Source organism: Clostridium polyendosporum (genome assembly GCF_018332455.1).
In the GTDB taxonomy this organism is placed as follows: domain Bacteria; phylum Bacillota; class Clostridia; order Clostridiales; family Clostridiaceae; genus Clostridium_AY; species Clostridium_AY polyendosporum.
Genome location: NZ_BOPZ01000025.1, coordinates 22,800 through 47,310 on the forward strand (window position 1 = coordinate 22,800; position 24,511 = coordinate 47,310).

Annotated in this window: 25 protein-coding genes and 1 pseudogene; 19 read left to right on the forward strand and 7 right to left on the reverse strand. The window is 30.4% G+C overall.

The window, feature by feature from the left end:
* Positions 1-147 precede the first annotated feature (147 nt).
* The 3 genes from CPJCM30710_RS13320 to CPJCM30710_RS13330 all read left to right on the forward strand — a co-directional run bounded on the left by CPJCM30710_RS13320 (position 148) and on the right by CPJCM30710_RS13330 (position 2,587).
* On the forward strand, positions 148-441 hold the full coding sequence (locus tag CPJCM30710_RS13320) for an ArsR/SmtB family transcription factor (RefSeq protein ID WP_212904667.1): 294 nt from the start codon (positions 148-150) through the stop codon (positions 439-441).
* Positions 442-643: 202 nt separating this feature from the next.
* Positions 644-1,540, forward strand: a complete 897-nt coding sequence (locus tag CPJCM30710_RS13325) for a DUF2156 domain-containing protein (RefSeq protein WP_212904668.1) — start codon at positions 644-646, stop codon at positions 1,538-1,540.
* 228 nt (positions 1,541-1,768) lie between these two features.
* Positions 1,769-2,587, forward strand: coding sequence for a nitroreductase family protein (locus CPJCM30710_RS13330; RefSeq protein WP_212904669.1), 819 nt, complete (start codon positions 1,769-1,771; stop codon positions 2,585-2,587).
* A 179-nt stretch (positions 2,588-2,766) separates the two neighbouring features.
* Here the strand turns inward: CPJCM30710_RS13330 and CPJCM30710_RS18250 are convergent, their stop codons facing one another.
* A complete protein-coding gene (locus CPJCM30710_RS18250) occupies positions 2,767-3,168 on the reverse strand; it encodes a MurR/RpiR family transcriptional regulator (protein ID WP_212904697.1) in 402 nt (133 codons plus the stop codon).
* 175 nt (positions 3,169-3,343) lie between these two features.
* On the opposite strand from CPJCM30710_RS18250, the gene CPJCM30710_RS13340 reads away from it, so the two are divergent.
* The 4 genes and pseudogenes from CPJCM30710_RS13340 to CPJCM30710_RS18315 form a co-directional block, all read left to right on the forward strand.
* On the forward strand, positions 3,344-4,327 hold the full coding sequence (locus tag CPJCM30710_RS13340; RefSeq protein ID WP_212904670.1) for a Gfo/Idh/MocA family protein: 984 nt from the start codon (positions 3,344-3,346) through the stop codon (positions 4,325-4,327).
* Positions 4,328-4,515: 188 nt separating this feature from the next.
* The gene (locus CPJCM30710_RS13345; RefSeq protein ID WP_212904671.1) at positions 4,516-5,475 is read left to right on the forward strand and encodes a Gfo/Idh/MocA family protein; all 960 of its coding nucleotides are present in this window, start codon (positions 4,516-4,518) and stop codon (positions 5,473-5,475) included.
* Positions 5,476-6,149: 674 nt separating this feature from the next.
* Positions 6,150-7,061 carry a radical SAM protein gene (locus tag CPJCM30710_RS13355; RefSeq protein WP_212904673.1) on the forward strand — a complete coding sequence of 304 codons (912 nt, stop codon included), beginning with the start codon at positions 6,150-6,152 and terminating at the stop codon, positions 7,059-7,061.
* A 112-nt stretch (positions 7,062-7,173) separates the two neighbouring features.
* Positions 7,174-7,266 (forward strand): annotated as a pseudogene (locus tag CPJCM30710_RS18315) (FAD-dependent oxidoreductase); the annotation flags it as partial.
* Positions 7,267-7,656: 390 nt separating this feature from the next.
* On the opposite strand, the gene CPJCM30710_RS17880 reads toward CPJCM30710_RS18315, so the two are convergent.
* Complete coding sequence (locus CPJCM30710_RS17880) at positions 7,657-8,220, reverse strand: hypothetical protein (RefSeq protein ID WP_246503541.1); 564 nt, start codon at positions 8,218-8,220, stop codon at positions 7,657-7,659.
* 341 nt (positions 8,221-8,561) lie between these two features.
* Between CPJCM30710_RS17880 and CPJCM30710_RS13365 the strand changes: the two genes are divergently transcribed.
* Both CPJCM30710_RS13365 and CPJCM30710_RS13370 read left to right on the forward strand, forming a co-directional pair.
* Positions 8,562-8,795, forward strand: coding sequence for a hypothetical protein (locus CPJCM30710_RS13365; RefSeq protein WP_212904674.1), 234 nt, complete (start codon positions 8,562-8,564; stop codon positions 8,793-8,795).
* Positions 8,796-9,124: 329 nt separating this feature from the next.
* Complete coding sequence (locus CPJCM30710_RS13370) at positions 9,125-9,586, forward strand: hypothetical protein (RefSeq protein WP_212904675.1); 462 nt, start codon at positions 9,125-9,127, stop codon at positions 9,584-9,586.
* A 271-nt stretch (positions 9,587-9,857) separates the two neighbouring features.
* Here CPJCM30710_RS13370 and CPJCM30710_RS13375 read toward each other — a convergent pair whose 3' ends face one another.
* Complete coding sequence (locus CPJCM30710_RS13375) at positions 9,858-10,574, reverse strand: YoaK family protein (protein ID WP_212904676.1); 717 nt, start codon at positions 10,572-10,574, stop codon at positions 9,858-9,860.
* Positions 10,575-11,291: 717 nt separating this feature from the next.
* On the opposite strand from CPJCM30710_RS13375, the gene CPJCM30710_RS13385 reads away from it, so the two are divergent.
* The 8 genes from CPJCM30710_RS13385 to CPJCM30710_RS13420 all read left to right on the forward strand — a co-directional run bounded on the left by CPJCM30710_RS13385 (position 11,292) and on the right by CPJCM30710_RS13420 (position 18,837).
* Complete coding sequence (locus CPJCM30710_RS13385; protein WP_212904677.1) at positions 11,292-11,462, forward strand: hypothetical protein; 171 nt, start codon at positions 11,292-11,294, stop codon at positions 11,460-11,462.
* Between the two features lie 253 nt (positions 11,463-11,715).
* A complete protein-coding gene (locus tag CPJCM30710_RS13390) occupies positions 11,716-12,348 on the forward strand; it encodes a hypothetical protein (protein ID WP_212904678.1) in 633 nt (210 codons plus the stop codon).
* Positions 12,349-12,508: 160 nt separating this feature from the next.
* Positions 12,509-12,967, forward strand: coding sequence for an MgtC/SapB family protein (locus CPJCM30710_RS13395; RefSeq protein WP_212904679.1), 459 nt, complete (start codon positions 12,509-12,511; stop codon positions 12,965-12,967).
* A 253-nt stretch (positions 12,968-13,220) separates the two neighbouring features.
* Complete coding sequence (locus tag CPJCM30710_RS13400) at positions 13,221-13,454, forward strand: hypothetical protein (protein WP_212904680.1); 234 nt, start codon at positions 13,221-13,223, stop codon at positions 13,452-13,454.
* Positions 13,455-14,110: 656 nt separating this feature from the next.
* Positions 14,111-14,452, forward strand: coding sequence for a zinc ribbon domain-containing protein YjdM (locus CPJCM30710_RS13405; RefSeq protein ID WP_212904681.1), 342 nt, complete (start codon positions 14,111-14,113; stop codon positions 14,450-14,452).
* A 513-nt stretch (positions 14,453-14,965) separates the two neighbouring features.
* Complete coding sequence (locus CPJCM30710_RS13410; RefSeq protein WP_212904682.1) at positions 14,966-16,636, forward strand: alpha-glucosidase; 1,671 nt, start codon at positions 14,966-14,968, stop codon at positions 16,634-16,636.
* Positions 16,637-16,865: 229 nt separating this feature from the next.
* On the forward strand, positions 16,866-17,054 hold the full coding sequence (locus tag CPJCM30710_RS13415; RefSeq protein WP_212904683.1) for an alpha/beta-type small acid-soluble spore protein: 189 nt from the start codon (positions 16,866-16,868) through the stop codon (positions 17,052-17,054).
* Positions 17,055-17,382: 328 nt separating this feature from the next.
* The gene (locus CPJCM30710_RS13420) at positions 17,383-18,837 is read left to right on the forward strand and encodes an amino acid permease (RefSeq protein WP_212904684.1); all 1,455 of its coding nucleotides are present in this window, start codon (positions 17,383-17,385) and stop codon (positions 18,835-18,837) included.
* A 217-nt stretch (positions 18,838-19,054) separates the two neighbouring features.
* Here CPJCM30710_RS13420 and CPJCM30710_RS13425 read toward each other — a convergent pair whose 3' ends face one another.
* On the reverse strand, positions 19,055-19,900 hold the full coding sequence (locus CPJCM30710_RS13425; RefSeq protein WP_212904685.1) for an AraC family transcriptional regulator: 846 nt from the start codon (positions 19,898-19,900) through the stop codon (positions 19,055-19,057).
* A 458-nt stretch (positions 19,901-20,358) separates the two neighbouring features.
* Between CPJCM30710_RS13425 and CPJCM30710_RS13430 the strand changes: the two genes are divergently transcribed.
* On the forward strand, positions 20,359-21,276 hold the full coding sequence (locus CPJCM30710_RS13430; protein ID WP_212904686.1) for an aldo/keto reductase: 918 nt from the start codon (positions 20,359-20,361) through the stop codon (positions 21,274-21,276).
* Positions 21,277-21,710: 434 nt separating this feature from the next.
* Here the strand turns inward: CPJCM30710_RS13430 and CPJCM30710_RS13435 are convergent, their stop codons facing one another.
* The 3 genes from CPJCM30710_RS13435 to CPJCM30710_RS13445 all read right to left on the reverse strand — a co-directional run bounded on the left by CPJCM30710_RS13435 (position 21,711) and on the right by CPJCM30710_RS13445 (position 23,682).
* Complete coding sequence (locus CPJCM30710_RS13435; RefSeq protein WP_212904687.1) at positions 21,711-21,923, reverse strand: hypothetical protein; 213 nt, start codon at positions 21,921-21,923, stop codon at positions 21,711-21,713.
* On the reverse strand, positions 21,916-23,091 hold the full coding sequence (locus tag CPJCM30710_RS13440; protein WP_212904688.1) for an ArsA family ATPase: 1,176 nt from the start codon (positions 23,089-23,091) through the stop codon (positions 21,916-21,918). The genes CPJCM30710_RS13435 and CPJCM30710_RS13440 overlap by 8 nt, the downstream gene beginning before the upstream one ends.
* 105 nt (positions 23,092-23,196) lie before the next feature.
* Complete coding sequence (locus tag CPJCM30710_RS13445; RefSeq protein ID WP_212904689.1) at positions 23,197-23,682, reverse strand: MarR family winged helix-turn-helix transcriptional regulator; 486 nt, start codon at positions 23,680-23,682, stop codon at positions 23,197-23,199.
* Between the two features lie 408 nt (positions 23,683-24,090).
* On the opposite strand from CPJCM30710_RS13445, the gene CPJCM30710_RS13450 reads away from it, so the two are divergent.
* Entirely contained in the window at positions 24,091-24,456 is a 366-nt protein-coding gene (locus tag CPJCM30710_RS13450; RefSeq protein WP_212904690.1) for a gamma-glutamylcyclotransferase family protein, read from the forward strand.
* Positions 24,457-24,511 lie beyond the last annotated feature (55 nt).

The following is a 24,511-nucleotide window of genomic DNA, read 5'->3' on the forward strand; positions in this document are numbered from 1 at the left end:
ACCTAAAAAACATATTGTAAAAGTAGTTATATGAGGGGGGGAAATGTTTGGCTTAACTTTAGAAATATTTGAATTTCATTGACATATCATTAAAGTTGGTTTAATATAATTTCATGATTTGATAATAATCGAAATGTGTGAGGTAATATGGAATCAAAAAAATTAGCTAGAATATTTAAAGCACTATCTAATGAAAATAGAGTAGAGCTTTATTTAGAAATAGCAAAAAGCACTGAACAAAGCTTTAATACTGATAACCAATGCTTTATAACGGATATAATAAGCAAATTAAATATTGGGGCCCCAACGATTTCACACCATCTAAAAGAATTAAGCAATGCCGAATTGGTATTTACAGAAAAGAGAGGTAAGTTTTTAGTTGCTAAGGTTAATGAAGAATTGGTAGACGAAGTATGTAATATGTTAAAAGTTAGAAAATGAGAAACTACGAAAGATAGTTTCTCGCAAATTTTAAATTTATACTTTGATAGTTAACAAATTATAAAATTGTTAAAAAAACCATATCTATTAAGTATTTAATAGAGAATTTTTTTGTTGAAACAATTCTATAGTTATCGAAATGTAAAATGATGATTAGTAAATCTAAGAAACATAAATTTATTGAAAAAAGGAGATATAGAATATGAATTTTAAAAAATTGGACTTAGAAGATAAGAATATAATTGAAAAATATATTTATCCATATAAGTTCTTAAGTTGTGAATATTCTTTTTTAACTTTATATATTTGGAAAGATGCTTGTGATGTTCAGTATGTTGTATACAAGGATGCACTTATAATAAAAAAGAAGGATTTTCAAGGAAATTATCACTTTATGCAGCCATTGGGATACTCTAAGGAAAATCTAAGAGAAATTATTGAAGTATTGAAAAAGTATAGAGAAGATAATGATATGGTGTATTTATTTAAGGATTTAGAAGAAAACTTTATAGATGAAATTAAAGATTTATTTAATAAAATAAATGATTTTTGCATAAAAGAAGATAGAGATAATTTTGATTACTTATATGAAGCGAAAAGACTTATGAGCTTCGCAGGTAAAAAGCTTCATGGGAAAAAGAATCATTATAATTTTTTTGTTAAAAACTACAATTATGAAGTAGTTGAAATAAACAGTGAAAAAGTAATTAATGATGTTATTGAAGCAGCAGAAAAATGGTATAATGAAAATGAAGAAAAAGACTACAAGCTTTATTGCGAACTTCAAGCAATAAAGAACGTAGTTAATAATATAAACATATTGAAGTTTAATGGAATAGCTGTTTATGTTGATGGAAAATTATCTGCGTTTAGCTTAGGAGAGAAATTAAATGAAAAGCTAGCTGTGATTCATATTGAAAAAGGAGATAAGAATATACGAGGCATATACAGTTTTATTGCTAAAACATTGATAGATAGATATTTTAGTAATGTAGATATAATAAACAGAGAGCAAGATTTGGGTATTGAAGGATTAAGAAAATCTAAAATGTCTTATCACCCATTAAAATTAGAAAAGAAATTTATACTTTGTTTTTAATTTAATATGATCTTGTTTAGCTATAAAGATAGTAAATAGTTTACTTACTTTGGGGGAATATCATCTACTGTACGATCTTAGAATCTTCCTTCAGCAGGAAATGTAACATATTGTTTAAATGAAATAGTTATGTACAGTAATAAGGCTATATAATTATATAAAATTATTATAAATTTTATTTATATATATGTGAAAAATATACTAAAAATATAAGGGTGAGGTTATTATATGATAAGTGTAAATACTGAAAAGTGCATAGGTTGTGGACAATGTGTTAAGGATTGCTTTCTAAGGGATATAGAGATGGTTGATAGTAAAGCTAAGATTAATAATGTAACCTGTATTAAATGTGGACATTGTATTGCTATATGTCCTAAAGCAGCAGTATCAACAGATGAGTACAACATGAAAGATGTGAAGAATTATAATAAAGAAGAGTTTTTAGTTGATGCTGATAATTTACTAAATTTCATCAAATTTAGAAGAACTATAAGACAATTTAAGGATAAAGACGTAGAAGGGAATAAAATTTCCAAAATTATAGAAGCTGGTAGATTTACTCAAACTGGTAGTAACATGCAGGATGTATCTTATATAGTAGTAAAAGATGGACTACAAGAACTTAAAGCTTTAACATTAGAAAGTTTAAAGAAATTAGGCGAAAATATGCTAGCTAGTTTAACTCCACAGACTATGTTTAAGAGATATGCCGAGATGTGGATAAAAATGTATGAAGAATATCAAGAAAATTCTAATGAAAATGATAGGCTATTCTTTAATGCACCAGTAGTAATAATCGTTACAGCTAATTCAGAGATAAATGGAGCATTGGCTGCTTCAAATATGGAACTTATGACTAATGCATTAGGTCTTGGAACTTTCTTCAGTGGATTCTTTGTAAGAGCTGCACAGGGAAATAAAAAGATTATGGATTTTCTTGGAGTTAAGGAAGGGAAACAAATTATAACATGTATGGTAATAGGATATCCTAATGTAAAATATTTAAGAACTGTACCAAGAAAAGAAGCAGACATATGTTGGAAATAGAAATTTTATTGTATAATAGAATAGTGGTTAGGTATGGATTCCATTCATCAAGCATAACCTCGACAATACTAATGGGTATTGTTGAGGTTTATTTGTATTTAAAGAGTTTTAGATAAGTAATCATGAACTGAGTATAGAGTTATATTAGATTACTATGTTATTTGGTATAGATAAGGATGCTAATAATTCTCAAGACTATTTTCATTTAATAGTTTAGTGCGACGTTCAACTTGCTTTGCGTGATTAAGTTTACGTTTCAAATTATTATCATAATTTTTTTCAAAAACACAACAAAAAAGAGTATCCAATATAAATTGAATGGATATTCCAGAGGAAAAAGTAGATATTTTAGAAACTATATTTTCTCTAGAAGATGTATGCAAGGTATATTGAGCATATTTTGAAAGTCTATTGTCACTACAGGACGTAATAGATATAATTGGAGTATTATTTTTGTTTAGTATATCTGCAATATCGATTATATCTTGGGTTTCACCTGAATAGGAAATTAAGATTGCGCAAGTATTAGAGTCTGTATTCTTAATACAACTAATTAGACAGATACTAAAATGTAGATTTATATATAAGGTATTATATTATGAAATGAAATTTCATTTTTTATTTTACTTTTTTTAAAATTATGAAATTACATTTTAAAGAGCTGAATTTATATGTACACTTCTAGAGAAATATTATATTATGATTTATAAAGTGAGAAATAAGATATGAAATCATCATATAAAAGGGGAGAGTATTATGAAAATAGGAACTATAGGAACAGGAGTAATTGTAGAGGAATTTTTAAATGCAGTAAAAGAAGTAGAAAATGTTGAATGTACAGCTGTTTATTCAAGAAAAGAAGAAACAGCCAGAGTATTAGCAGATAAGTATAATGTAAAACAAATATATACAGATTATGATGCCTTACTTAAAGATGAAAACGTAAACTTTATTTATATAGCATCACCAAACAGTATGCATTATAAATATGCTTTAAAAGCATTACAAAATGGAAAAAATGTTATTTGTGAAAAACCATTTACATCAACTGTTGAAGAAGCAGAAACATTAATAGACTTAGCAAAAGAAAAGAATTTGTTGTTATTTGAGGCAATTACAACATTACATTTACCAAACTACAATAAGATTAAAGAACAAATTGAATCTTTAGGTGAATTAAAATTAGTTCAATGTAATTATTCTCAATATTCAAGTAGGTATGATAAATTTTTAGCAGGAGAAGTGGCAAATGCATTCAATCCGGCATTTTCTGGAGGAGCGTTAGCAGATATTAATATTTATAATTTACACTTTGTAACTGGATTATTTGGGAAAGCAAAGGAAGTAAAATACGTTGCTAATATTGCTGAAAATGGAATTGATACATCAGGGATTGTTACTTTAAGATATGATGATTTCGTATGTGAGTGTGTAGGTGCTAAGGATTCGAATAGTCCAAGTTTTGCTATTATTCAAGGAACAAAGGGATACATAAAATTAAATGGTCCTGCTAATCAATGTCTTTCATTTGAATTTGGAATTGGTAATAAGGTTGAAACTTATAACGAACAAAAATTCTCAAATAGGATGGTTTATGAGGTAACAGATTTTGCAAATATATATCATAATAATGATTTGAAAAAGTATCACGAATTATTAGAACATTCTTTAAGTGTTGTAGAGATAGCAGTAATGGCAAGAAAAGATGCTGGAATTGTATTTGCAGCAGATAATAAGTAATTTAATGCAAATGAAAGATGACAAGTAAAAGGGAACTTTATTTGTAAAAGATGTCACTAAGGTGATAATTTCAGAAGGAATCAGAATTGTTTCAAGTTAATATTGTAGTTTTTTATAATATTAATAAAGCTATTGAGTAAATAACTATCAATGTAAAAGACAGTATCATTAATTTGGAGGTATTAAGATTGAGAAAAATAAGATGGGGAATAATTGGACCTGGGAATATTGCAATAAAGTTTGCGCAGGTTATAAAAAATATGGATGGAGTAGAACTAGAAGCTGTTGCTTCAAGAATAAAGGAAAGAGCACAAGTATTTGGTAAGTCATTTGATGTACCTGAGAATAAATGTTATGGAAGTTATGAAGAAATCCTTCAAGATGAGAGTATAGATGCTGTATACGTTGCAGTACCACACACCTTTCATAAAGATATATCTATAATGTGCTTGAAAAGTGGGAAAGCAACCTTATGTGAAAAACCTGTAACAATTAGTGAAGAAGAAATAAAAGAGATAGTTAAAACAGCAGAAGAAAATAAAATATTTTTTATGGAAGCAATGAAAACTAGATTCTTGCCAGTTAATCAAAAAGTTAAGCAACTAATAAATGAAGGAATAATTGGAGATGTGCGTTTACTTCAAGCAGATTTCGGGTTTAAGGCTCCTTTTGATCCATGTAATAGATTATTTGATAAGAAATTAGGTGGAGGTGCATTACTGGATGTAGGGATTTATAACGTATCTTATAGTTCCTTTATTTTTGGGAATCATCCTGTAACTATTAAAAGTGATTTGTATTTTGGAAAAACTGGTGTAGATGAGAGTGCTTCTATAAATTTAAGTTATGAAGATGGAAAAATAGCACAGTTGTATGCAGCTATAAATGTGAATACAATACGAGAAGCTAATATTGTTGGTACAGAAGGAAGGATATGTGTCCCTCGATTTTCAAATGCTGAGTCTGCAACTATTTTCATAAATGGAGAAGAAAAAAACATACATATGCCTTTTGGTATAAATGGTTTTGAATATCAGATTCAAGAGGTTGTAAATTGTCTTAATGAAGGAAAACTTCAAAGTGATATAATGAGCTGGAAAGACTCCATAGAAATAATGAGAATAATAGATGTTGCTAAAAATCAGTAATCTATTTAAGAATAACAAAGTGAGAGAATCACGCTTCCCTAGTTTTATTTTCAATTCAAGTAACTAAAAGTACTCTTATCATTTAATAACTATATAATTATATTTATTTTTCAGCATAGTGATACGAATGTTACTACCGCAATAACTTGCTGACAAGGAAAACATCATTTAATACCAACCAATTTTGAGGAAAAGAGAATGATATCTCCCAATATTTTTGTGCAATTAACGAAAGACTTTCTCGTGGTCTTACGATATGTGTTCCGGATGGCGTGGGAATCACCAAAGCCTGGCCAATTATAAGCAAATTTGGTTTGCTTCGATAATTCGTGACATATCAATCCCATAAAACCTAGAAATTTTCAACAAAGTATCTCCTTTTTGTACAACATGAATCTGCAATTGGTTCCCCTCTTTCACAAATATTTTTTATTCTCTTATATGCAAAAAACAAACTAATTATGTTTAATACTTAATTAAGAGAAGGAAGAAATAATGAAGAGTATAAATGAAAAAATAATCAAAAGGATATAAATAAGTGTAGGATATAAAATAGTCTTCTTTGTTCTGATGAATTTGTTTAATTTTTGTTATGTTTTTTATAAAGAATATTTGCAAGGTTACACTACTAAAGGAGATAAAATACTATATTTAATAGATAAAGGATGGGATTTATGATTACACCAAGCTATTTAAATTTATTAGCAACAGATGAGTTTAGCAATAGAGTTGAATCTTTAAAACAAATGCTTGAAAACTGTGTTCTTTGTCCCCACCAATGTGAAGTAAATAGGCTTAAAGGGGAAAGAGGATACTGCAAAACACTAGATAAAGCTGTTGTCTCCGGGGTTCAACCACATTTTGGTGAAGAAGAGGAATTAGTAGGTATATATGGATCAGGCACAATCTTCTTTTCCTATTGTAATATGAAATGTGCATTCTGCCAGAACTATGAGATAAGCTATTGTGGAGAAGGTGAGGAAGTAGATGCAAATAAACTGGCTGAAATGATGTTATATTTACAAAAAAAAGGATGCCATAATATTAATCTTGTTTCTCCAAGTCATATAGTGCCACAAATAGTAGAAGCCATATTTATAGCTGCTCAAAAAGGTTTAAATATACCTATAGTATATAATTCAAATGGATATGATTTAACGGATACCCTTAGACTTTTAGATGGCATAGTAGACATTTATATGCCTGATATTAAGTTTTCTGATGATGATATCGCACAAAAATACTTAGGTGTAAAAAACTACTATACAATTGCTAAAGCAGCTATAAAAGAGATGCACAGACAGGTTGGTAACTTAAAAACAGACAACAGAAATATCGCTTATAAAGGACTTCTTATAAGACATTTAGTTATGCCAGAAAATCTAGCTGGCACAGAAAAAATTATGAAATTCATAGCCAATGAAATATCAAAGGACACCTATGTAAATATCATGGCACAATACTATCCAGCTCATAAGGCTTTCGATTATGAGGAATTAAGCAGAAGAATAACAAGACAAGAATATGAAAAGGCAGTTAATTATGCTTTATCAGCAGGAATAAAGATAAGTAACTTCAATTACTAATGAATTTCTGAAAATGGTCTCAGTATTCAATGTTTTCCCGAAATTCTTAATTCAGTTATAAATTTATTTACCTATAAAAAAGCTTAATTTCAAAATATATATGTACAGAGAAACTTTAGCTGGTCACAATGCTGTAAGACTTGCTTTAGGAATGCAACTTTTGATACTGCCAAGATCCAGTCCCATAGGTGGTTTAATAGGATATATATAAATAAGCTTACCCAGGTGTGGTAAGCTATTTTTGTTGTATTTTAAGTGCTACGAGTCTTAGATTCAAAAGCAAATATTTAGCATTATAAAAATACTAAGTCTCTCTAAACCCGCATTTTCCTTATATGTTTTTATATTTTTTTGTTTTTAAGAACACAAAAATATTACAATATTTATTTTTAAAGAACAAAGGAGATTAGATGTTTGGCAGAGTACACCGCAGAGACTTACAAAGGGTGTTACTGCAAGAAGGCTCACTGAAATGTGTACTTTTTTAAATAAATAGTAAAATATTAAAGCAGTTAGTAGGGGTATACTTACCAACTGCTTTTTGTTTTGAGATTATAAACTATCTATAGTTTAAACTATATTTCCCATTTTTATATTAATAAGGTGTGGGAAATGGTGGGTAGAAATAAGGTGGAAAAGGATTAGAGTAATATGAATGATGATAATAATCTGGATAGAAATGTGAAGGAGAATAATATTGATCCATGTGTCTATAATGTTGACCAATGTTGCCATAGTATTGTCTACAAATAGTTAAATCTTTTTCTTTAATAGCAACACTTAGGCTAATCTTTTCGTAGTGTTTTACTATCGGGCAAGTATGTTTCATCGGACAAGTATACATCAACGGACAAACACACATTGGAGCAACAGGGACCATCGGAGCAACAGGAGCCATCGGAGCAACAGGGGCCATCGGAGCAACAGGGGCCATCGGAGCAACAGGGGCCATCGGAGCAACAGGGGCCATCGGAGCAACAGGGGCCATCGGAGTAACAGGAGCCTTCGGAGCAACAGGGGCCATCGGAGCAACAGGGGCTACCGGAGCAACAGGGGCCACCGGAGCAACAGGGGCCTTCATCTTTGCGATGATTTTTTTAGCTCTTTCACTATATTCATCAGAATAACTATATTGTCTGTCTTGAGTGGGATTATACATAATAACCTCCAAAAAAAATTACCTACAAGGTTAGTATATGAAAGGTATTACAAAAAGTTCCATAGGATAAAGCTAGGTATTGTTAGAAGGAATCTAGGAAATTAGGTGCTTTTTATTTTAGTGTTATGGGCGATGTGTATTTTATTAACCTACATCAAGATAAAAGAAAGTGATACAAATGTTAAATCCACCAATTACAAGAATGAGCGGAAAAAGTAAATTAAGAAAAACTTAGGATAATATCTCATAAAGGCAAAAACTAATAATAAATTAAGATGGTATCGACAAAGAAAAATTTTTATCCTAAAATATAGAAGATAATATTTTAGGGAGTTGATATTATGAAGGTAGTTTTTCAATTTTATGATAAAAATGGGCAGTCAGATTCAGCTAATAATATAGAGAAGGACTTATCAAGTGATGAAATTATGGTATTATTAAAAAGTAAGGAAATAGCTTATCCAGTTAATACAGGTTTTTTATTTACAATAAAACACTGCGAGATTGAAAATTCTGTTTACGATATGTTTACGGAACCATATAAACTAATTATAAAATTAAAAGAAAAGAATTAGTTATTAAAGAATAATTGATGACTCTTCTTTATGTTTAAAATTATCGTAGTTTTATATTCATCTATATTAAGAGCGCTGGCAAAAATGAGAGTGGGTTTGTTTTACTTACATAATAAAAAATTATAAAAAGATGATGTTATAGGAACTGGAAGTCTTTACTTGTTTTAATCAAGGGGATAGGATTCATATATACTCATCATTCAGAAGCATTTGAGTGTATAAAAAATTCAGAATGGAAATATAATTAAAGAAAATTATTAAGATATTTTTGCCTTCAATAGACTTACCATATATAGATGGGTAGTTCGATAGAGTAAAGGGGGGACATGATGTTTAAAAATCCTTATGTTAAAAACGTTTTATCTGCTTTGGCGGTTGCCTTTTTCGGTTTCATACTATTAAATCTTACCTTTATTTTTGATTGGTTAATACAATCATTCATTGATCTGTTTTTTCCATACGATTTCAATATGACTAGACAGTGGTATCCACCAATTAAACATATTATATTTATGTTTATTATTGCCGTAATTTCTTGGTTCGTTTTCAAATCCAAGTTATCTGAAATCTATAAAGCAATTTATTTAGTCGTGCCTTTGGCAGTGATCTTTACTACTACGTGGATATTTTTATATCGCTGGCCAATATTAGCTCACGGTATCAGTGCCATAATTTTTGGAGGTATTATCTTTTATTTCTACAGAACTAAAAAAAACTGGCTTTATTACTATGCTTTGATTTTAATTGCTTCTGTATTATTAGTTATGGGTCTATTGGGCGTGGATATTTAACGAGAAGGATTTTTTGTATTTGAGAATTAGAGAAAGCCATACCATTTTCAATCAATCATAAAGGATAAACGCTAGTTTAACTAATTTTTAAAGGAAGATGATTAGAAGTGAAAAATGTTGAGAGGAAATTTAGTTTAATGCCATTATTCAAATTAACAAAAATATAGGCCAGAAAAGGGCCTATTTTTTATGCTTATAAATATGTAGTTTTAATACAATACAAAAAAGAGATTTGTAGATAAAAGTATTTTCATACTTTTGTCACAGCTCCTTAATCAGCTTTACGTTCATCTATATGTAATAAAATTAGAGAAAATACTAACAAAATGGCAGCGCCCCATACTGCTTGAGTTCCAATAGAAAATGTTAGAAGTCCACCTAAAAAAGCTCCTAATAAAAATGAGAAGATAATTATAAAGTAACAAACAGCCTTTATAGCTGCTTTACGGTCTTTTTTTGTAAAAGCAACATAAGCTGCTTGTGAAGCCGAACGTAAATTACCAGTACACATGGTTGTAGCATAAGGAGAATCAACTAGTTTATTAAATGAAGAAAATTGAAGTGAAGCAACAAATGAGATTGCAACATTTACAAGAGTATTTGAAATAGTATTAGGTATAAATCCTACAATAAAAAGAATTCCTATCTCAAGAACTAAAACAGCACGTTTCGAATTTGGTATAAAAAGAATAGAGGAATCTTTTTTTATGGCTTCAGCAACTATTACTCCTATAATAAATGCAAAAATAGGCAAGGATTCCATTAAGGCCTGTCCCCAGTTTCCCTTAAAAGCTTCTATGCCTACTAAAACGATATTTCCTGTTTGGGCATTAGCAAAAACACCACCTCTCTCAATAAAGGTATAAGCATCTAAAAGCCCTCCAACTATTGCGAGAAGTATTCCTAGTAGGATGGATTCAGAAGTAATACTAGGTAGATGTATCTTTATTTTACTCTTCTGTACTGCATCTATGTCTTTAGTAATCAAAGTTTTAATATCTCCTTTCAATAGCAATCTATACAATTTTGTATACTGTAATCTGCATAACTAATAATAGGTATATTATACTTTTATCGATAATATTGCGCAACACTCAACCTTCTTCAAGGTGGAGATGGATAGCAATAAGTTATAACCATTAGATAATAAAGAAGTTAAAAATCTAAATATTAGAGCATGGGAATGTCCAGACTGCAAAACTAAGCACCATAGAGGTATAAATTCAGCTATAAATATAAAAAGAGTAGGGTTGGTACAATCCTATTTTAAGCCTGTGGAGATAGTAGGTTGCAAGGTCTTTGAAACAGGAAGCTCCAGCTTCTAAAGTGGGAGTAGTTTACATCCAACTTACCATTTGATGCAGTTATTTATCTTAAATAAGTTGCTCTTAAATGAGTATAAATTTTTAAATAATTCAAGATTTTAAATTACCGAGAAACCTTAGACGAAAGTTTTACACTCTCTCTGAAAACTATAGATTGATAAAATCTAAGATGTAGCATGAAAGATGCTTCTAATATTGTTGATGATGCATAGTATTAAGACTATACATTTCAATCTATGGGTTTCTGGCAGAAAAAGCAGTAAAGATAGAGAATATTATTATATTTTATAGAATAAAAATAGATATCGGCAAGTGATTATTATTAATAAGTATTTACATTACTCAGTTAAATAAAATATTTATAATTGAGGTGGGATATTATGAAAATATCAGAATTAAGCGAGGGAATTTTTCAAAATATTGATGGTCATGTGTATGTAGTAGAATGCTGTGAAAATGGCATGAAAAAAGTATATGCCACACATCTAGAAAGGTTTCTATCAGATAATGAGATAGATGAAATAGAAGTAATTAATGAGCCTACTAAATAATTTATTAAGACTTGGATTTAATCCAGGTCTTTTTCTATTGATAAGGAGTTATAATTTGTATAAAATCAAGCTAATAAATGGTTCTGAAGAGACTACTATTCATTATCCTACTGCAAACAGTGAAGCACCTCATTTACTAGAAGCTAAATAGAGAAGAAGAATGTATATCATAACCTTATTAATAATAACATAAATAATATTCATTAGGTACGTAAAGACAATATAGTGCAATTAATTGAAGGTGGAGGTTTTTATGAAAAACGATAGAATTATTGAATCATATAATAAATTCTATACTGATATAAATTTTGACAGGTCAGGATTGTTTGAAGTAGTAAAAAACCAATATAACTGCAATACTGTAATATATCCGGGTTGCTCTATACATATAACACCTTGTTTTTATTTTCAGCATGTTGTATTTATAGATATTAGTAAGATTGCTAAGGAATTCTTTAATCATATTCAAATTATCCTGGACTTTGTGAACAGTGTTAAAAAATATAAGCAGTCAGCCTATATTCAGTTTTTGGATAATGACTATACCAAACAACTTCCTATAAGAGAAAATAATTATGATCTGTTGATTGCTTTATATGCTGGAGGTATTACTCAATCGTGTAAAAATTACGTAAAACCAGGGGGATTTATATTAACTAACAACCATCATAACGATGCAGCAGAAGTTCTAAAGGATTCTTCAATTATTTTAGATGCACTGATTCAGAGAAAGGGCAAGAAGTATGAGGTGGACAAAAGTATAAATGAAAATCTAATAGAAGCACTTAAAGGACATAGTACGCCAACAAAAAATATAAGGAGTTCGAGTAAAGGTATAGAATACGTAGATAATGAGTGTTATTATGTGTTTAAAAAGATTCTATGATTTTTAAATTTACCACACAATCTAGTAATATATTCAAAATTATGATAAAGTATTACAAAAGGTTCGATGACAAAGACCTTAAAAAATATTTTTAATATAGATAAATTTTCTGCAAATAACCTCTCACGGTATAATAAAAATAAAAAGGGTGTTTTAAAGTATGCTTACAGAAGTAGAAATTATTAAAAGGTTGGTTTTAGCTTCATTTATTGGATACATGATAGGCTTTGATAGAGAGAAGTATAAAAAGCCTGCAGGTGGTAGAACTCATGCTCTTATATGCCTAGCTTCAGCAATGACTGTGATATTAGGCATTAAGATTTCAGAACGATACCCAAACATAGATCCTCTAAGAGTGTCTGCTCAAATCGTTTCAGGACTTTCATTTATTGGTGTAGGAACAATATTAAAAGGCAAACATGGGGGAGTTATAGGGCTAACTACAGCAACTACTTTGCTTACAATATGCGTTGTTGGTCTTGCTTGCGGTGCAGGGTATTACTTAGTATCAATAGTTGGGGCTGTGCTTATTGAAGTAATTCTTCATGTGGGGTCGATTACATATAAGAGACACAAGTCTTTGGATGATACAGAAGAAGAGGAAGATAATGAAGATTAAGATATTCTTTAAATTTACAAAGAAAACCTTCTGTGAAAAATTCAAGTCATGAAACCCTCGACAGTACTTTGAAGTGTTGTCGAGGGTTTTGTATTCGTACGGTTTTTTATTGATGAATTGTTGTTTATGGAAATCCAGCTCTAGTTTAAAATCTTACAAAAATTAAATTATTCTCTTAGTATAATAACCTTAACAATTCGACAAATTCATTCATATACTGACAGTAACTAGATGAAAAGGAGGTGGAATAACAATGACTTGTCCTGCAGAAACAAGTAGAGATATTTTACGTGTAGTTTTAGATCAGGAAGAACCTATTATAGAATTGCTTGGATTAGAGGTTTTCTTAGAGTTGTGCCTTGTCATAAGAACAGAGCCAGGATCTCTTATTGATCCAATTAACTTGACTCCTGAGCAAATCGAACTAATTGACAGCTTATTAAGTCGAATTAGAAGAATTCTTAATAGCGCTATAGCAGATATTTAGAATCAGATCTGAAACTGTTGTTTGCTTCTTTAATAGGGACAAGCTTATTAGAAAAAAGGTGAGAGTTTCCATTAATCATGATAACTTATAAAACAAGCCAAAATCTAAATTATAGATCAAGTTTAATTTGAAAATCAGTTTTAAGAGAAAGGTAGAGGCTGTAGGTTATTAATGATAATCTAGTTGTTGTAAATTAGAAATGCAATTTAATGGATAAATTAAATTGATTTTTAAAGCCGGTCCCTATTCAAATTTGATTTGAATAGGGGCTTTTTCTTATGCAAACTAAACAAAGGTTTAACATTTAGAAGTATTAATTTAATAAAAAAACAGGAGGAATAAAATTATTAAATAAACAGTTTCAAAATAATTATCATATTTAGTGGAATCATTGCTAAATATCAAAGGTAGTTAATTACTGTACGATCCCTTTTGTGGAGCTGAAGCTCTTCTAACATAAATAGAGCTTGGAGAAAGATTTGTCAATATGAGAAAACTATGATAGTATATAAGAATGTAAGCATATAAGGAACTCCCTATATGTTTTTTTTGTGAGTTTCAAGTTCGTAATTGCTATTCTTACGAAGTTGTAAAAAGGAAATTGAAAATAATTCTTATTATTAGAATTAACAATAACGAATGGAGGAAATGAAATTATGTCTAATTTGCCAAATTGCCCAAAATGTAATTCAGAATATACTTACGAAGATCGAGGTCTTTTTGTTTGCCCAGAATGTGGTCATGAGTGGACTTTACAATCAGAAATTGAAAATAGTGAAGATAAAAAGATTATCAAAGATGCAAATGGAAATATCTTAAACGATGGTGATTCTGTAACAGTAATCAAAGACCTTAAAGTAAAAGGAAGTTCATCAGTCATAAAAATAGGTACAAAAGTAAAAAATATACGTTTGGTTGATGGAGATCATGATATTGATTGCAAAATTGATGGTTTTGGAGCTATGAAATTAAAATCTGAATTTGTTAAAAAGATATAAATGCGGTTTTTAATGCAACAGAACCGAAATAGTTTCTATTATCAACGAAAGAAATAAAACAATTATAGTAGTGAGATAGGTGTGTTATAGATCGTCTCCACTAATAAAATCCCCGACAGTACTTATACTAGTATTGTTGGGGATTTTTTGATTTACAATCTATATAATATATCTTGTACATAACAAAATAGTGCAAAACAAAAAGATGACGGATATAGTGGAAAAATAAATGAAGTCCCTAATACTTACTAGTTTTGCTGGATAAAACTATTGAAGGAGTAGACGAGATTTATTATTCTAGAGATTTTGATCCAGAGAAAACATAGAATTACCACAAATTATTTTTTCTTTTAATTTGTTATTAGGCATGTTCATTCCTCCCAAGATTTTAGTTAAAATAGTGTTATTTTTAGATAAAATAAAACAAGTTTATAAACAAGAATGTAGATATAATACTATTATAAGGTTAAATATAAGCAAATGTAATTATAAAAAATCAATGGAGGAATTAGTATGAATAAAGCATGGTGGCATAATTCCGTAGTATATCAAATTTACCCTAAAAGTTTTCAAGATTCTGATGGGGATGGGGTTGGTAATATAAAAGGAATTATAAGTCGTTTAGATTACTTAAAAGATTTGGGAATTAATGTTATTTGGATTTGTCCAATATACAAATCACCTATGGTAGATCATGGATATGATATTTCAGACTACTATCAAATTGATCCTTCTTTTGGAACAATGGAGGATATGGAACTTCTTTTAAAAGAATGTAAAGAAAGAGAAATTAAAGTTTTAATGGATTTAGTAATTAATCATACTTCGGACAAGCATCCTTGGTTTGAAAAAGCAATGGAAGATTTAGATAGTGATTATGCAGATTATTATATAATAAAAGAAGGGAAAGATGGAAATCCTCCAAATAACTGGCGCTCTATTTTCGGCGGAAGTGCTTGGGAAAAAATTGGAGATACAAATAAGTATTATCTTCATTTATTTACTAAAGCTCAGCCAGATTTAAACTGGGAAAATAAAGAGCTGCGTAGTGAATTATATGAAATGGTGAATTATTGGCTAGAAAAAGGTTTAGGTGGATTTAGAGTAGATGCAATCAGTCATATTAAGAAGGACTTTTCTTATGTGAATTTACCTGCTGATGGTCCGGATGGTTTAGTTGACGCTTGGGAATATTATAAAAATACAACAGGGATTGAAGTATTTTTAAATGAATTAAAAGAAAAGACATTTAAAATCTATGATAGCATGACAGTAGCAGAAGCAGATATAAAAGAAGTAGATAGGCTCGTAGATTTCATAGGTGAAAATGGATGTTTTTCTACCGTTTTTGATTTTTGTCATACAATTTACAATGTGAATGATGAAAAGTGGAAAGATAAACCTATAAAGATGGTTAATGAAATAAGAGAAAAATTATTTAAAAAACAACTAGGGGCAGCTAAATATGGATTTTTATCTAATTTTATTGAAAATCATGATTTACCTAGATGTGTAAATAGATTTATACCAGAAAAAGAAATTAGTTTCTATAGTGAATCAATGTTAGGCACGTTATATTTCTTCCTAAGAGGTATTCCATTTATCTATCAAGGGCAAGAAATTGGTATGACAGACTTCCCTAAAAAATCAATAAATGAATTTTTAGATCTAGCTACTTATCAAAATTATGAAAAATACTTAGGTAAGGGATTAACAGAAAAGGAAGCTTTAAAGAGAATAAATATAGAATGCAGAGAACATAGCAGAACTCCTTTCCAATGGAATAGTGGTGAGAATGCCGGATTTACTAGTGGAGCTCCATGGTTTGAGATAAACCCAAATTATAAATGTATTAATATGAAGGAGCAGGAAGATAGAGAAAACTCTTTATTAACTTATTACAAGAGGTTAATAAGTCTGCGCAAAAATGAAGAATATAAGGAAACTTTTATTTATGGAGATATTATTCCGGCATTTAATGAATATGATGGAATTATTTCATATGAAAGAAAGAATGCAAAGCAGAGAGTGTTAGTTATCAATAATTGTTCTAATAAACCTTCTATTATAAAATTTAAAGAAAACGTAAAACAGATACTTTTAAATAATTATAATGATATTGTATTAAAAGGCAAAAACTTAGAATTGCTGCCATATCAATCTATAGTATTAGAATTAAATTAATAATTTGAAGCCCTCGATGTATTTATTTATACTCGAGGGCATTAGTTTGTGGGAATATATGAACTATCATGCTTTGCTTCCAGTTTAGAATAGATATAGTCAAATTATCCTCAACTACAATTAATCTCCTAGTCTAATAATTTTGAATCTATATAAACTATCAATACAGGCTTAGTATAAATTTAAATACAAGCTTAGTAAAAATTAATATACATAGGAGGATTTAAGTATGGCATATAAAACATTAGTACCAGAAGCAAGAGCAGGATTAGATAAGTTTAAAATGGAATCAGCTACTGAAGTTGGAGTAAATTTAAAGCAAGGATACAATGGTGATTTAACTGCAAGAGAAGCTGGATCAATAGGCGGAAACATGGTTAAGAAAATGGTAGAAGCTTACGAACAAGGTTTAAAATAATATATTAACAAGAAAAAGCTCTAGAATTAATCTAGGGCTTTTTCTTTTAGGGGATTAATTATTAGCAATAGAAATTAGTACAAAAGCCTTAATATTTTATGTAGTAAGCAAAAAAATATTCAAAGAATTCTGGTTGCTTCATAGATTTTTTCGTATATCTATTAGATATCGTATTTACACATTTAAACTGAGAACCAGTTTAAAGAGAATGTATTTGTAAATTTGGGGAATAATATTCTGGAAGTTATTTTAAGGCATCTTTACGAAAATAACCCTTCAGTATCCTAATTCAGTTTATTTCAGATGTTTGAACACGGAGGATAAGATTATGGAGAAAAAACATAAAGGACTGTCTGCATGGCAGCTTACAATGATGGCATTAGGGACTGTAATAGGAGGTTCATTTTTTCTTGGTTCGTCGGTAGCTATTCATGCTGCAGGGCCTGCTATTTTAATATCTTATATATTAGGAGGATTACTAGTTTACTTTATACTTTTTGCTTTATCTGAGATGACTGTAGCAAATCCTGATTCTGGCTCCTTTCGTACCTTTGCAGCACAAGTATTTGGCCCAGGAGCCGGATTTGTTGTTGGGTGGGTGTACTGGACTGGAATGGTTCTGGCTATGTCTAGTGAAGCCACTGCTGTATCAATCTTGGTACGTGAGTGGCTTCCTAATATATCTATATCTTTACTCGGAAGCTTAATTATAATTGGTGTTACTATGCTTAATCTATTAGGAGCTGATAAGCTTAGCAAGCTAGAGAGCAGTCTTGCGGCAGTAAAGCTATTAGCAATAGTTTCGTTTATAATTATAGGATTATTATTAATTATAGGAGTAATGCCAAGAATTTCACCAGTTGGTGCTGGAGCATTAGTTACGGAACCTTTGATGCCAGGAGGTATAAAGAGCATTGCGGGAAGTATGCTTATAGTGATATTTTCCTATGCAGGTTTTGAAATAATTGGCTTAGCTGCTTCAGAAACAGATAATCCTAGAGAAACTGTTCCAAAAGCAATTACTTATACAGTTTTATGTCTTGTAGGATTTTATATACTATCTGTTATTGTATTGCTTCCACTAATTCCTACAGCTGACCTCAGTGAAGATGTGAGCCCAATGGTAGCAGCTCTTAATAGGTGGGGAATTGGATGGGCTGGTACTATAATTAATCTAGTACTGATTACAGCTATACTTTCTACTATGTTAGCAGCTATGTTTGGGCTTGGAAGAATGATGCGGTCACTTGCAGATGAAGGTCATGCTCCTAATTGGCTAAAAGATAAAAGGAGTGTTCCTTATCGTGGAATAATATTTTCAGGTTTTGCTATGCTTTTAGGATTAGGTCTTGGTTTTCTGCTCCCTAGAGTTTATCTATTTTTGATAAGCTCTGGTGGTTTCGCATTGCTTTTTACTTATGCAGCAATTCTGGCCACCCATATACGCTTCCGTAAAAGGAATGGATGTCCTCCAGAAGGAAAGTGTCAGATGCCTGGATATCCATATACCTCCTGGATTGCTTTAACAAGTATAATTATTGTTATTTTAAGTATGCCATTTATTTCTGGGCAGGCATCAGGGCTTATAGCAGGTTTTATAGTGGTAGCTTTATATTCGTTAATTTATATAGCAATAAGATTTATTAATAGTTCTCAAAAAGATAATATATCTAATAGAAGGTTAAATAACAAGAGATATCAAGCAAGTTTATTGACAGAATTCTCCAAGGAACTGACTAAAGAGGTTAAGGGGAAAGATAAAAATAAGAGAAATAGAAAATAACGTCTTTGTAATTTGAAAAAATATAAAATTTAATACTAATTCACAATTTTCTTAATAGAACTAAACCGCTAAAAATGGCGGCAAGTGTAGTGGTTAAAAAAATTAAGATATAAAATAAAAAGTGTGTCCAAAGTATAACTTTTTGGACACTTTTTATTTTATATAATTATTATAATCGCATAACAGACTGACGTTCTACCGATTCTTCAAACAGTTCCTAAGGGGTTTTTACGCTATTTATTCTGTAGACCTTTGGAGACACTTCTTTATGTTTTTTAAATATTTTCGAGAATAAAAATGGATCATTATATCCTATAGAATTCGATATTTCATTGATAGATAAGCTTGAGCTTGTGAGTAAATCACAGGCTTTTTGTAGTCTAAAATTTATAAGATAATTTTGTGGTGATACATTTAATATATCTGAAAAAAGCTGACTGAGATATTTTCTATTTATTCCAACATAGCTCGCAATTTCTTCTATGCTTATTTTTCGGGAATAATTAGTGTCTATGAATTCAATTGCCTGTTTTATATAGGTTTCTTGATGTTTAGTAGAATTCTTACCTGTAGTATCTACTTTTGTCTCTTCTACTAAAATGGAGAGTAGATTATAAAAGCTGCTAAGTGATTTCAGATCCATGGACTTTTCACATTTAGTAGCATCGAAAATATCTTGAAAGCAATTGTTAATATGATCTTCCTGAGTACATTTAAATACTGGATTGTTAGAATTCAGATTTGCACGGTTTAAATAGGTTTCTGCATTAACACCATTAAAAGCTACCCAAGAATAGTTCCATGGTTCTTCTGAAGCTGGCTTATAAGACACAAGTACATTTGGACATATTAAAAAGACATCACCTTTTGACAGGTGATAGATGGTATCTCCTGCTTTGAATATTCCACGTCCACTGTGCACATAATGAAGCTTATAGTGATCCTTTATACCGGGCCCCCAAGAAAAGTCATTCTCACAATCACCTGTACCGCAGTAGTATAGTTTTATATCAAGGTTCAATTCTAAATTAATATTTTCATTCTTAGGTTTAAAACAAATCATCTTTTTATCTCCATTGCTATTAGTATTATAAGACATTATAACATTTTTTGAGGTCATTATGAAATGGTTTTCCTTTATAATAATCAATATAATTGTTTATGTAGAGATAAACAACTTCAATCTTTAAACAATTCATGTTAAATAAAATTTAATAGGCATCGATCCTATTAAATTTGAGCCAGATTTCACTTTGTGAAATGGCAGCATAATAGCCTCGACATGCAATGCTTTTTCTAGGATATACAAGTTCAATCCTTAATCAATTTTAGGAAATAGTCTCGGCATTCAATACTTTTCCTAAAATTCTTAAATCAATATGAACTTGTATATCATGAATTATAAGTTTAATTATGAAGTTGTGTATCTACAATTCACAACAAGAAACCCTGATATAGACTTGGAAATATAAATTAATAATAAGTAGTAAAGAAATAGTAATATAAAGGAAGGTGTAAACTATGAAAAAAATAAATATTGCTAATGGAGAAATCAGTGCATCTGAGATTTCCTTAGGATGCATGAGAATAAATGATCTTTCAAAGAATGAAGCATCTGCGCTTATTAATACGGCTTTAGAAGAGGGAATCAATTTTTTCGATCATGCTGATATTTATGGCGGTGGTAAATCTGAGGAAGTCTTTGCAGATGCTGTTGGTATGAATGCTAGCGTTAGAGAAAAGTTTATAATTCAGACTAAGTGTGGTATAAGAGATGGATATTTTGATTTCTCTAAGGAGCACATTTTAAATTCTGTAGACGGCAGCTTGAAGCGTCTGAATACAGACTATATAGATATTCTGTTACTTCATCGTCCTGATACTCTTATGGAGCCGGAAGAGGTTGCAGAAGCTTTTTCAAATCTCCATAGCAGTGGAAAAGTTAAATACTTTGGAGTAAGTAATCAAAATCCTATGCAAATTGAGCTGTTGAATAAGTACTTAGGCCATAAAATCATTATCAATCAGTTGCAGCTAAGTATAACAAATACAGGCATGATTGATTCAGGATTAAATGTAAATATGAAAATCGATCCGTCCATTGATAGAGATGGAAGTATTCTAGAATACTGTCGCTTGAAGGATATAACTATACAGGCGTGGTCCCCATTCCAGTACGGTTTTTTTGAAGGCGTATTTTTAAATAACGATAAATTTCCAGAGCTAAACAATAAAATAAATGAAATTGCAGACACCAGAGGGGTAACAAATACAGCAATTGCAATTGCATGGATTCTAAGGCATCCTGCTAAAATTCAGTCAATAGTGGGTACAACGAACCAAAAGCGTCTAAAGGATATTTGCAAGGCTTCACAGGTTGAGCTAACAAGACAGGAGTGGTATGAGATATATAGGGCAGCAGGTAATAAGCTTCCATAAATAGCCGTTATATGAGTCATGAAGTAAATTATCTAAGGAAGCCCTAGATGTATTTATTTACATTCGAGGGCTTTAGTTTGTGGGAACATACTACAGCAAAATCATGTCCATGAATGTTTACGCTAATGAAATAAATTTTTTTATAATAACATAGAATAGTACGAAGGGGAGTCATTAGGCGAATTACCTTTATTTTTTTGTATGAATTTGAGAAAAAGTAAGTGTCAATTAATAATAATTATCATAGTATATAATATAAAGGATACCTCCTTAGGTTAGTTTAAACAAAAGAGGAATTGAATTTATAAACAGCCATGGGTTCAGTTCATACCTGGTCCATGGCTGTTTTTGTTTTTATATTGTAAATCAAGGGTATGACTGAGTTGAAGGCATGCCCTTAAAATGTTAAGAAACTCACTCCTATTGAGTAAATACTACTCTATTGTAATATTATTAAGTTTATCTGATGATTTTAATTTACTTGCAGGCCGCTCTTTCGTTTTCTGGGAGCTTTCGTTAATACTCTCAATAATTATCAAGCCTAAATTCTTCAGTTCTTTGGACATTTTTAAAGGTAGTCGGTCCACTATTTTGCCTACAACGCTTAGTTTGTATTTAATAAATTTTTTAATTAATTTTTCATTCATTTTTATCACTTCCAAACCATATTTTTAACACTTCTTCTTCAAATTTAGCTCTTTTTATTGAAAAATCCAGAAGAGTTCTTGGAAGAGTAATGTTCCTTTTTATGCTTCCAGCCTTTATAATAAGTTCATCACCTTTCTGATTGAGGGAAAGGTCTTTTTTATCCACAAATGGTATCTCTATTGCCAAGATATAATCCTCTCCGTCCTTATATACTTTCTGTGCTCTTCCATTATATTTTATTTCAGCAGGGTTCTCATCCTTGAAAATTTCTTTTGCCATTCTGTTAAGCATTGACATTCCCACAACTTCATTCTCAAAGAGAGGTACATAGTATATTGGTATAGGTGTGAAACTTTCAATTATATCAGCCTTATATTTTTTCTGTATATCCTTCCAAACCTTGAAATAGTTGTCTGTTACATCTTCTGGAATCATTCTGTTAACAATTAATGCATCTACATTAAAATCATAAATGTTAAGATAAGTGAAGCTTCGCTGTGCTTCCTTAATAACCATTTTTTCAGGATTCACAACAATTCTTATGCTTGTAGTGCTCCTATCTGAGAAAATTTTTTTCATCTCATCAAGCTGGTAATACATATTGTCAATCTCATCAAGAACCTGTCCAGAAGGCATTGGTATTTTGAGTATAGATTCAGCAATTGGCCCTGCAATCTTTATGGCCTTTTTCTTAATAGGAAAAAGCTTTTCCATCCACCATCTAAGCATTTCAGGGAAACTCAATAAGGCAAGAGTTTCTCCAGTCGGAGCACAATCAATAATGATTATATCAAATTTGCCTTCCTTATAATATTTTAGTATTCTGAGAAGACTTAACAAGTCTTCCATACCAGGAAAAACGGTGAGTTCCTGTGTTGTTATATCTTTTACAGTCTTTGATGTAAAAAGCTGAGTTAAATATTTCTGGACTTTTCCCCAACCTTCTTCAACTTCATGTATTGCATCTATCTCCTGTGCCCAAAGATTTTCCTTAATTTCCATAGGTTCGTTGGATAACTTCATATCCAGAGAATCTCCAAGACTGTGAGCAGGATCGGTGCTTACCACAAGGGTTTTCATCCCCTGATTTGCACTTTTTACGGCAGTGGCTGCAGCTATGCTTGTTTTTCCAACTCCACCTTTACCGGTATATAATATTATTCTCATGATATTTCCTCCTTGTTTTATATAAAATACTATAATATACTTCTTTTTACGAATACTACGGAATGCGAAATATTTATTTTTAAAAATGCCCATTTTCGTGGGCGGTTATTCAATATCTATTTTTTTTATTGTCACTTTATCTTCAAGGCTAGGAGCCTTAGTATCCATTTCAGCCTGTAACTTGTGCATTATTTTGAAAGCTATCCTAATCATGAACTGTTTTTCTTCTTCTGTTAGATCATCAAGAATCATTTTAAGGTATTTGGACATCATGTCCTTCAAGTCTTTAATAAGTTGAGAACCTGCCTCAGTAAGTCTTAGTACAACTATTCTCCTATCTGTTTCGCTTCTGCCCCTATTGATGTATCCATTTTTTACAAGTCTGTCAACTATACCTGTAGCAGTACTCATTGGAGAATTTATATATTCTACAAGCTCCGTCATTGTGACTTCTTTATTTTTATCAAGAAACAACATGGTAAAAATCTCAGACTTAGAAAACTTTAAATCAAGGTTAATCCACGCTTCAGGGAAAAAGAGTTTTTTAATACTATCAATAAACAAATCCACTAAATTATCTAAATCAATCATTGATTCACCCTCCAAATACTTCGTCTTTCGAAATATCTTATTTTCATAATATCTCTATTGATAGGATTTGTCAACATCTGTGATTTAGAATTTAAGGATTTGCTTGAATGTTGAGTTTTCTGCTTTGATAACAATCTCAAGGACTTTAAGCTTTGCATCGTGATTTTTTTTAGTTATCCAAAAGTGGCCTACCATCTGAGTTGTGGTACAATTGTAATAGAATTGAGATTAATTTAGACTTTTAAGATATTATGAAATGCTATTAAAATAAACATTTTCGACATAACTGGCAAGAATACCATAGTTATACAAAATGCCATTCACCTTTTATTAAAAATAAGCCTCACATCGCGTTAGGCAGAAAAACATAAAAACAGTAAAATCATAAGTTAGAAGGGATTTTAGAATATGAATAAAATACAACATTATTTATTTGTTTATGGAACTTTAATGAAGGGACTAATCAATCATCAATATTTGATTAACCAAGAATTCATATGTGAAGCAGAAATATTAGATTTTGGATTATATAATGTTACTGAAAACTATCCGGGGATTATTAGAAAACAAAATTCAAGAGTTAAAGGTGAACTTTATAAGATTGAGGAAGATTTATTAAAGATTTTAGATGAGTTTGAAGGAGAAGAATATACAAGAATTGAAGTGGATGTCCTTGTAAAAGAAAACAAGATCAGAGCATTTACATATCTATGGTTAGAAGATGTTAATGATAAAGATTATATTTGTTACAACAAACAACCTTGGAAAAAATGAATTAGTTACCTCAACATCTGTGATTCAGCAAAAGGATGGTGAATGACATTTCGTA

What these genes read in the sequence shown, in the direction of transcription:
- CPJCM30710_RS13320 (WP_212904667.1), top strand. Translation starts at nt 148, where the DNA reads ATGGAATCAAAAAAATTAGCTAGAATATTTAAAGCACTATCTAATGAA.
- CPJCM30710_RS13325 (WP_212904668.1), top strand. Translation starts at nt 644, where the DNA reads ATGAATTTTAAAAAATTGGACTTAGAAGATAAGAATATAATTGAAAAA.
- CPJCM30710_RS13330 (WP_212904669.1), top strand. Translation starts at nt 1,769, where the DNA reads ATGATAAGTGTAAATACTGAAAAGTGCATAGGTTGTGGACAATGTGTT.
- CPJCM30710_RS13340 (WP_212904670.1), top strand. Translation starts at nt 3,344, where the DNA reads ATGAAAATAGGAACTATAGGAACAGGAGTAATTGTAGAGGAATTTTTA.
- CPJCM30710_RS13355 (WP_212904673.1), top strand. Translation starts at nt 6,150, where the DNA reads ATGATTACACCAAGCTATTTAAATTTATTAGCAACAGATGAGTTTAGC.
- CPJCM30710_RS17880 (WP_246503541.1), bottom strand. Translation starts at nt 8,220, where the DNA reads ATGTATAATCCCACTCAAGACAGACAATATAGTTATTCTGATGAATAT.
- CPJCM30710_RS13365 (WP_212904674.1), top strand. Translation starts at nt 8,562, where the DNA reads ATGAAGGTAGTTTTTCAATTTTATGATAAAAATGGGCAGTCAGATTCA.
- CPJCM30710_RS13370 (WP_212904675.1), top strand. Translation starts at nt 9,125, where the DNA reads ATGTTTAAAAATCCTTATGTTAAAAACGTTTTATCTGCTTTGGCGGTT.
- CPJCM30710_RS13385 (WP_212904677.1), top strand. Translation starts at nt 11,292, where the DNA reads ATGAAAATATCAGAATTAAGCGAGGGAATTTTTCAAAATATTGATGGT.
- CPJCM30710_RS13390 (WP_212904678.1), top strand. Translation starts at nt 11,716, where the DNA reads ATGAAAAACGATAGAATTATTGAATCATATAATAAATTCTATACTGAT.
- CPJCM30710_RS13395 (WP_212904679.1), top strand. Translation starts at nt 12,509, where the DNA reads ATGCTTACAGAAGTAGAAATTATTAAAAGGTTGGTTTTAGCTTCATTT.
- CPJCM30710_RS13400 (WP_212904680.1), top strand. Translation starts at nt 13,221, where the DNA reads ATGACTTGTCCTGCAGAAACAAGTAGAGATATTTTACGTGTAGTTTTA.
- CPJCM30710_RS13405 (WP_212904681.1), top strand. Translation starts at nt 14,111, where the DNA reads ATGTCTAATTTGCCAAATTGCCCAAAATGTAATTCAGAATATACTTAC.
- CPJCM30710_RS13410 (WP_212904682.1), top strand. Translation starts at nt 14,966, where the DNA reads ATGAATAAAGCATGGTGGCATAATTCCGTAGTATATCAAATTTACCCT.
- CPJCM30710_RS13415 (WP_212904683.1), top strand. Translation starts at nt 16,866, where the DNA reads ATGGCATATAAAACATTAGTACCAGAAGCAAGAGCAGGATTAGATAAG.
- CPJCM30710_RS13420 (WP_212904684.1), top strand. Translation starts at nt 17,383, where the DNA reads ATGGAGAAAAAACATAAAGGACTGTCTGCATGGCAGCTTACAATGATG.
- CPJCM30710_RS13425 (WP_212904685.1), bottom strand. Translation starts at nt 19,900, where the DNA reads ATGATTTGTTTTAAACCTAAGAATGAAAATATTAATTTAGAATTGAAC.
- CPJCM30710_RS13430 (WP_212904686.1), top strand. Translation starts at nt 20,359, where the DNA reads ATGAAAAAAATAAATATTGCTAATGGAGAAATCAGTGCATCTGAGATT.
- CPJCM30710_RS13435 (WP_212904687.1), bottom strand. Translation starts at nt 21,923, where the DNA reads ATGAATGAAAAATTAATTAAAAAATTTATTAAATACAAACTAAGCGTT.
- CPJCM30710_RS13440 (WP_212904688.1), bottom strand. Translation starts at nt 23,091, where the DNA reads ATGAGAATAATATTATATACCGGTAAAGGTGGAGTTGGAAAAACAAGC.
- CPJCM30710_RS13445 (WP_212904689.1), bottom strand. Translation starts at nt 23,682, where the DNA reads ATGATTGATTTAGATAATTTAGTGGATTTGTTTATTGATAGTATTAAA.
- CPJCM30710_RS13450 (WP_212904690.1), top strand. Translation starts at nt 24,091, where the DNA reads ATGAATAAAATACAACATTATTTATTTGTTTATGGAACTTTAATGAAG.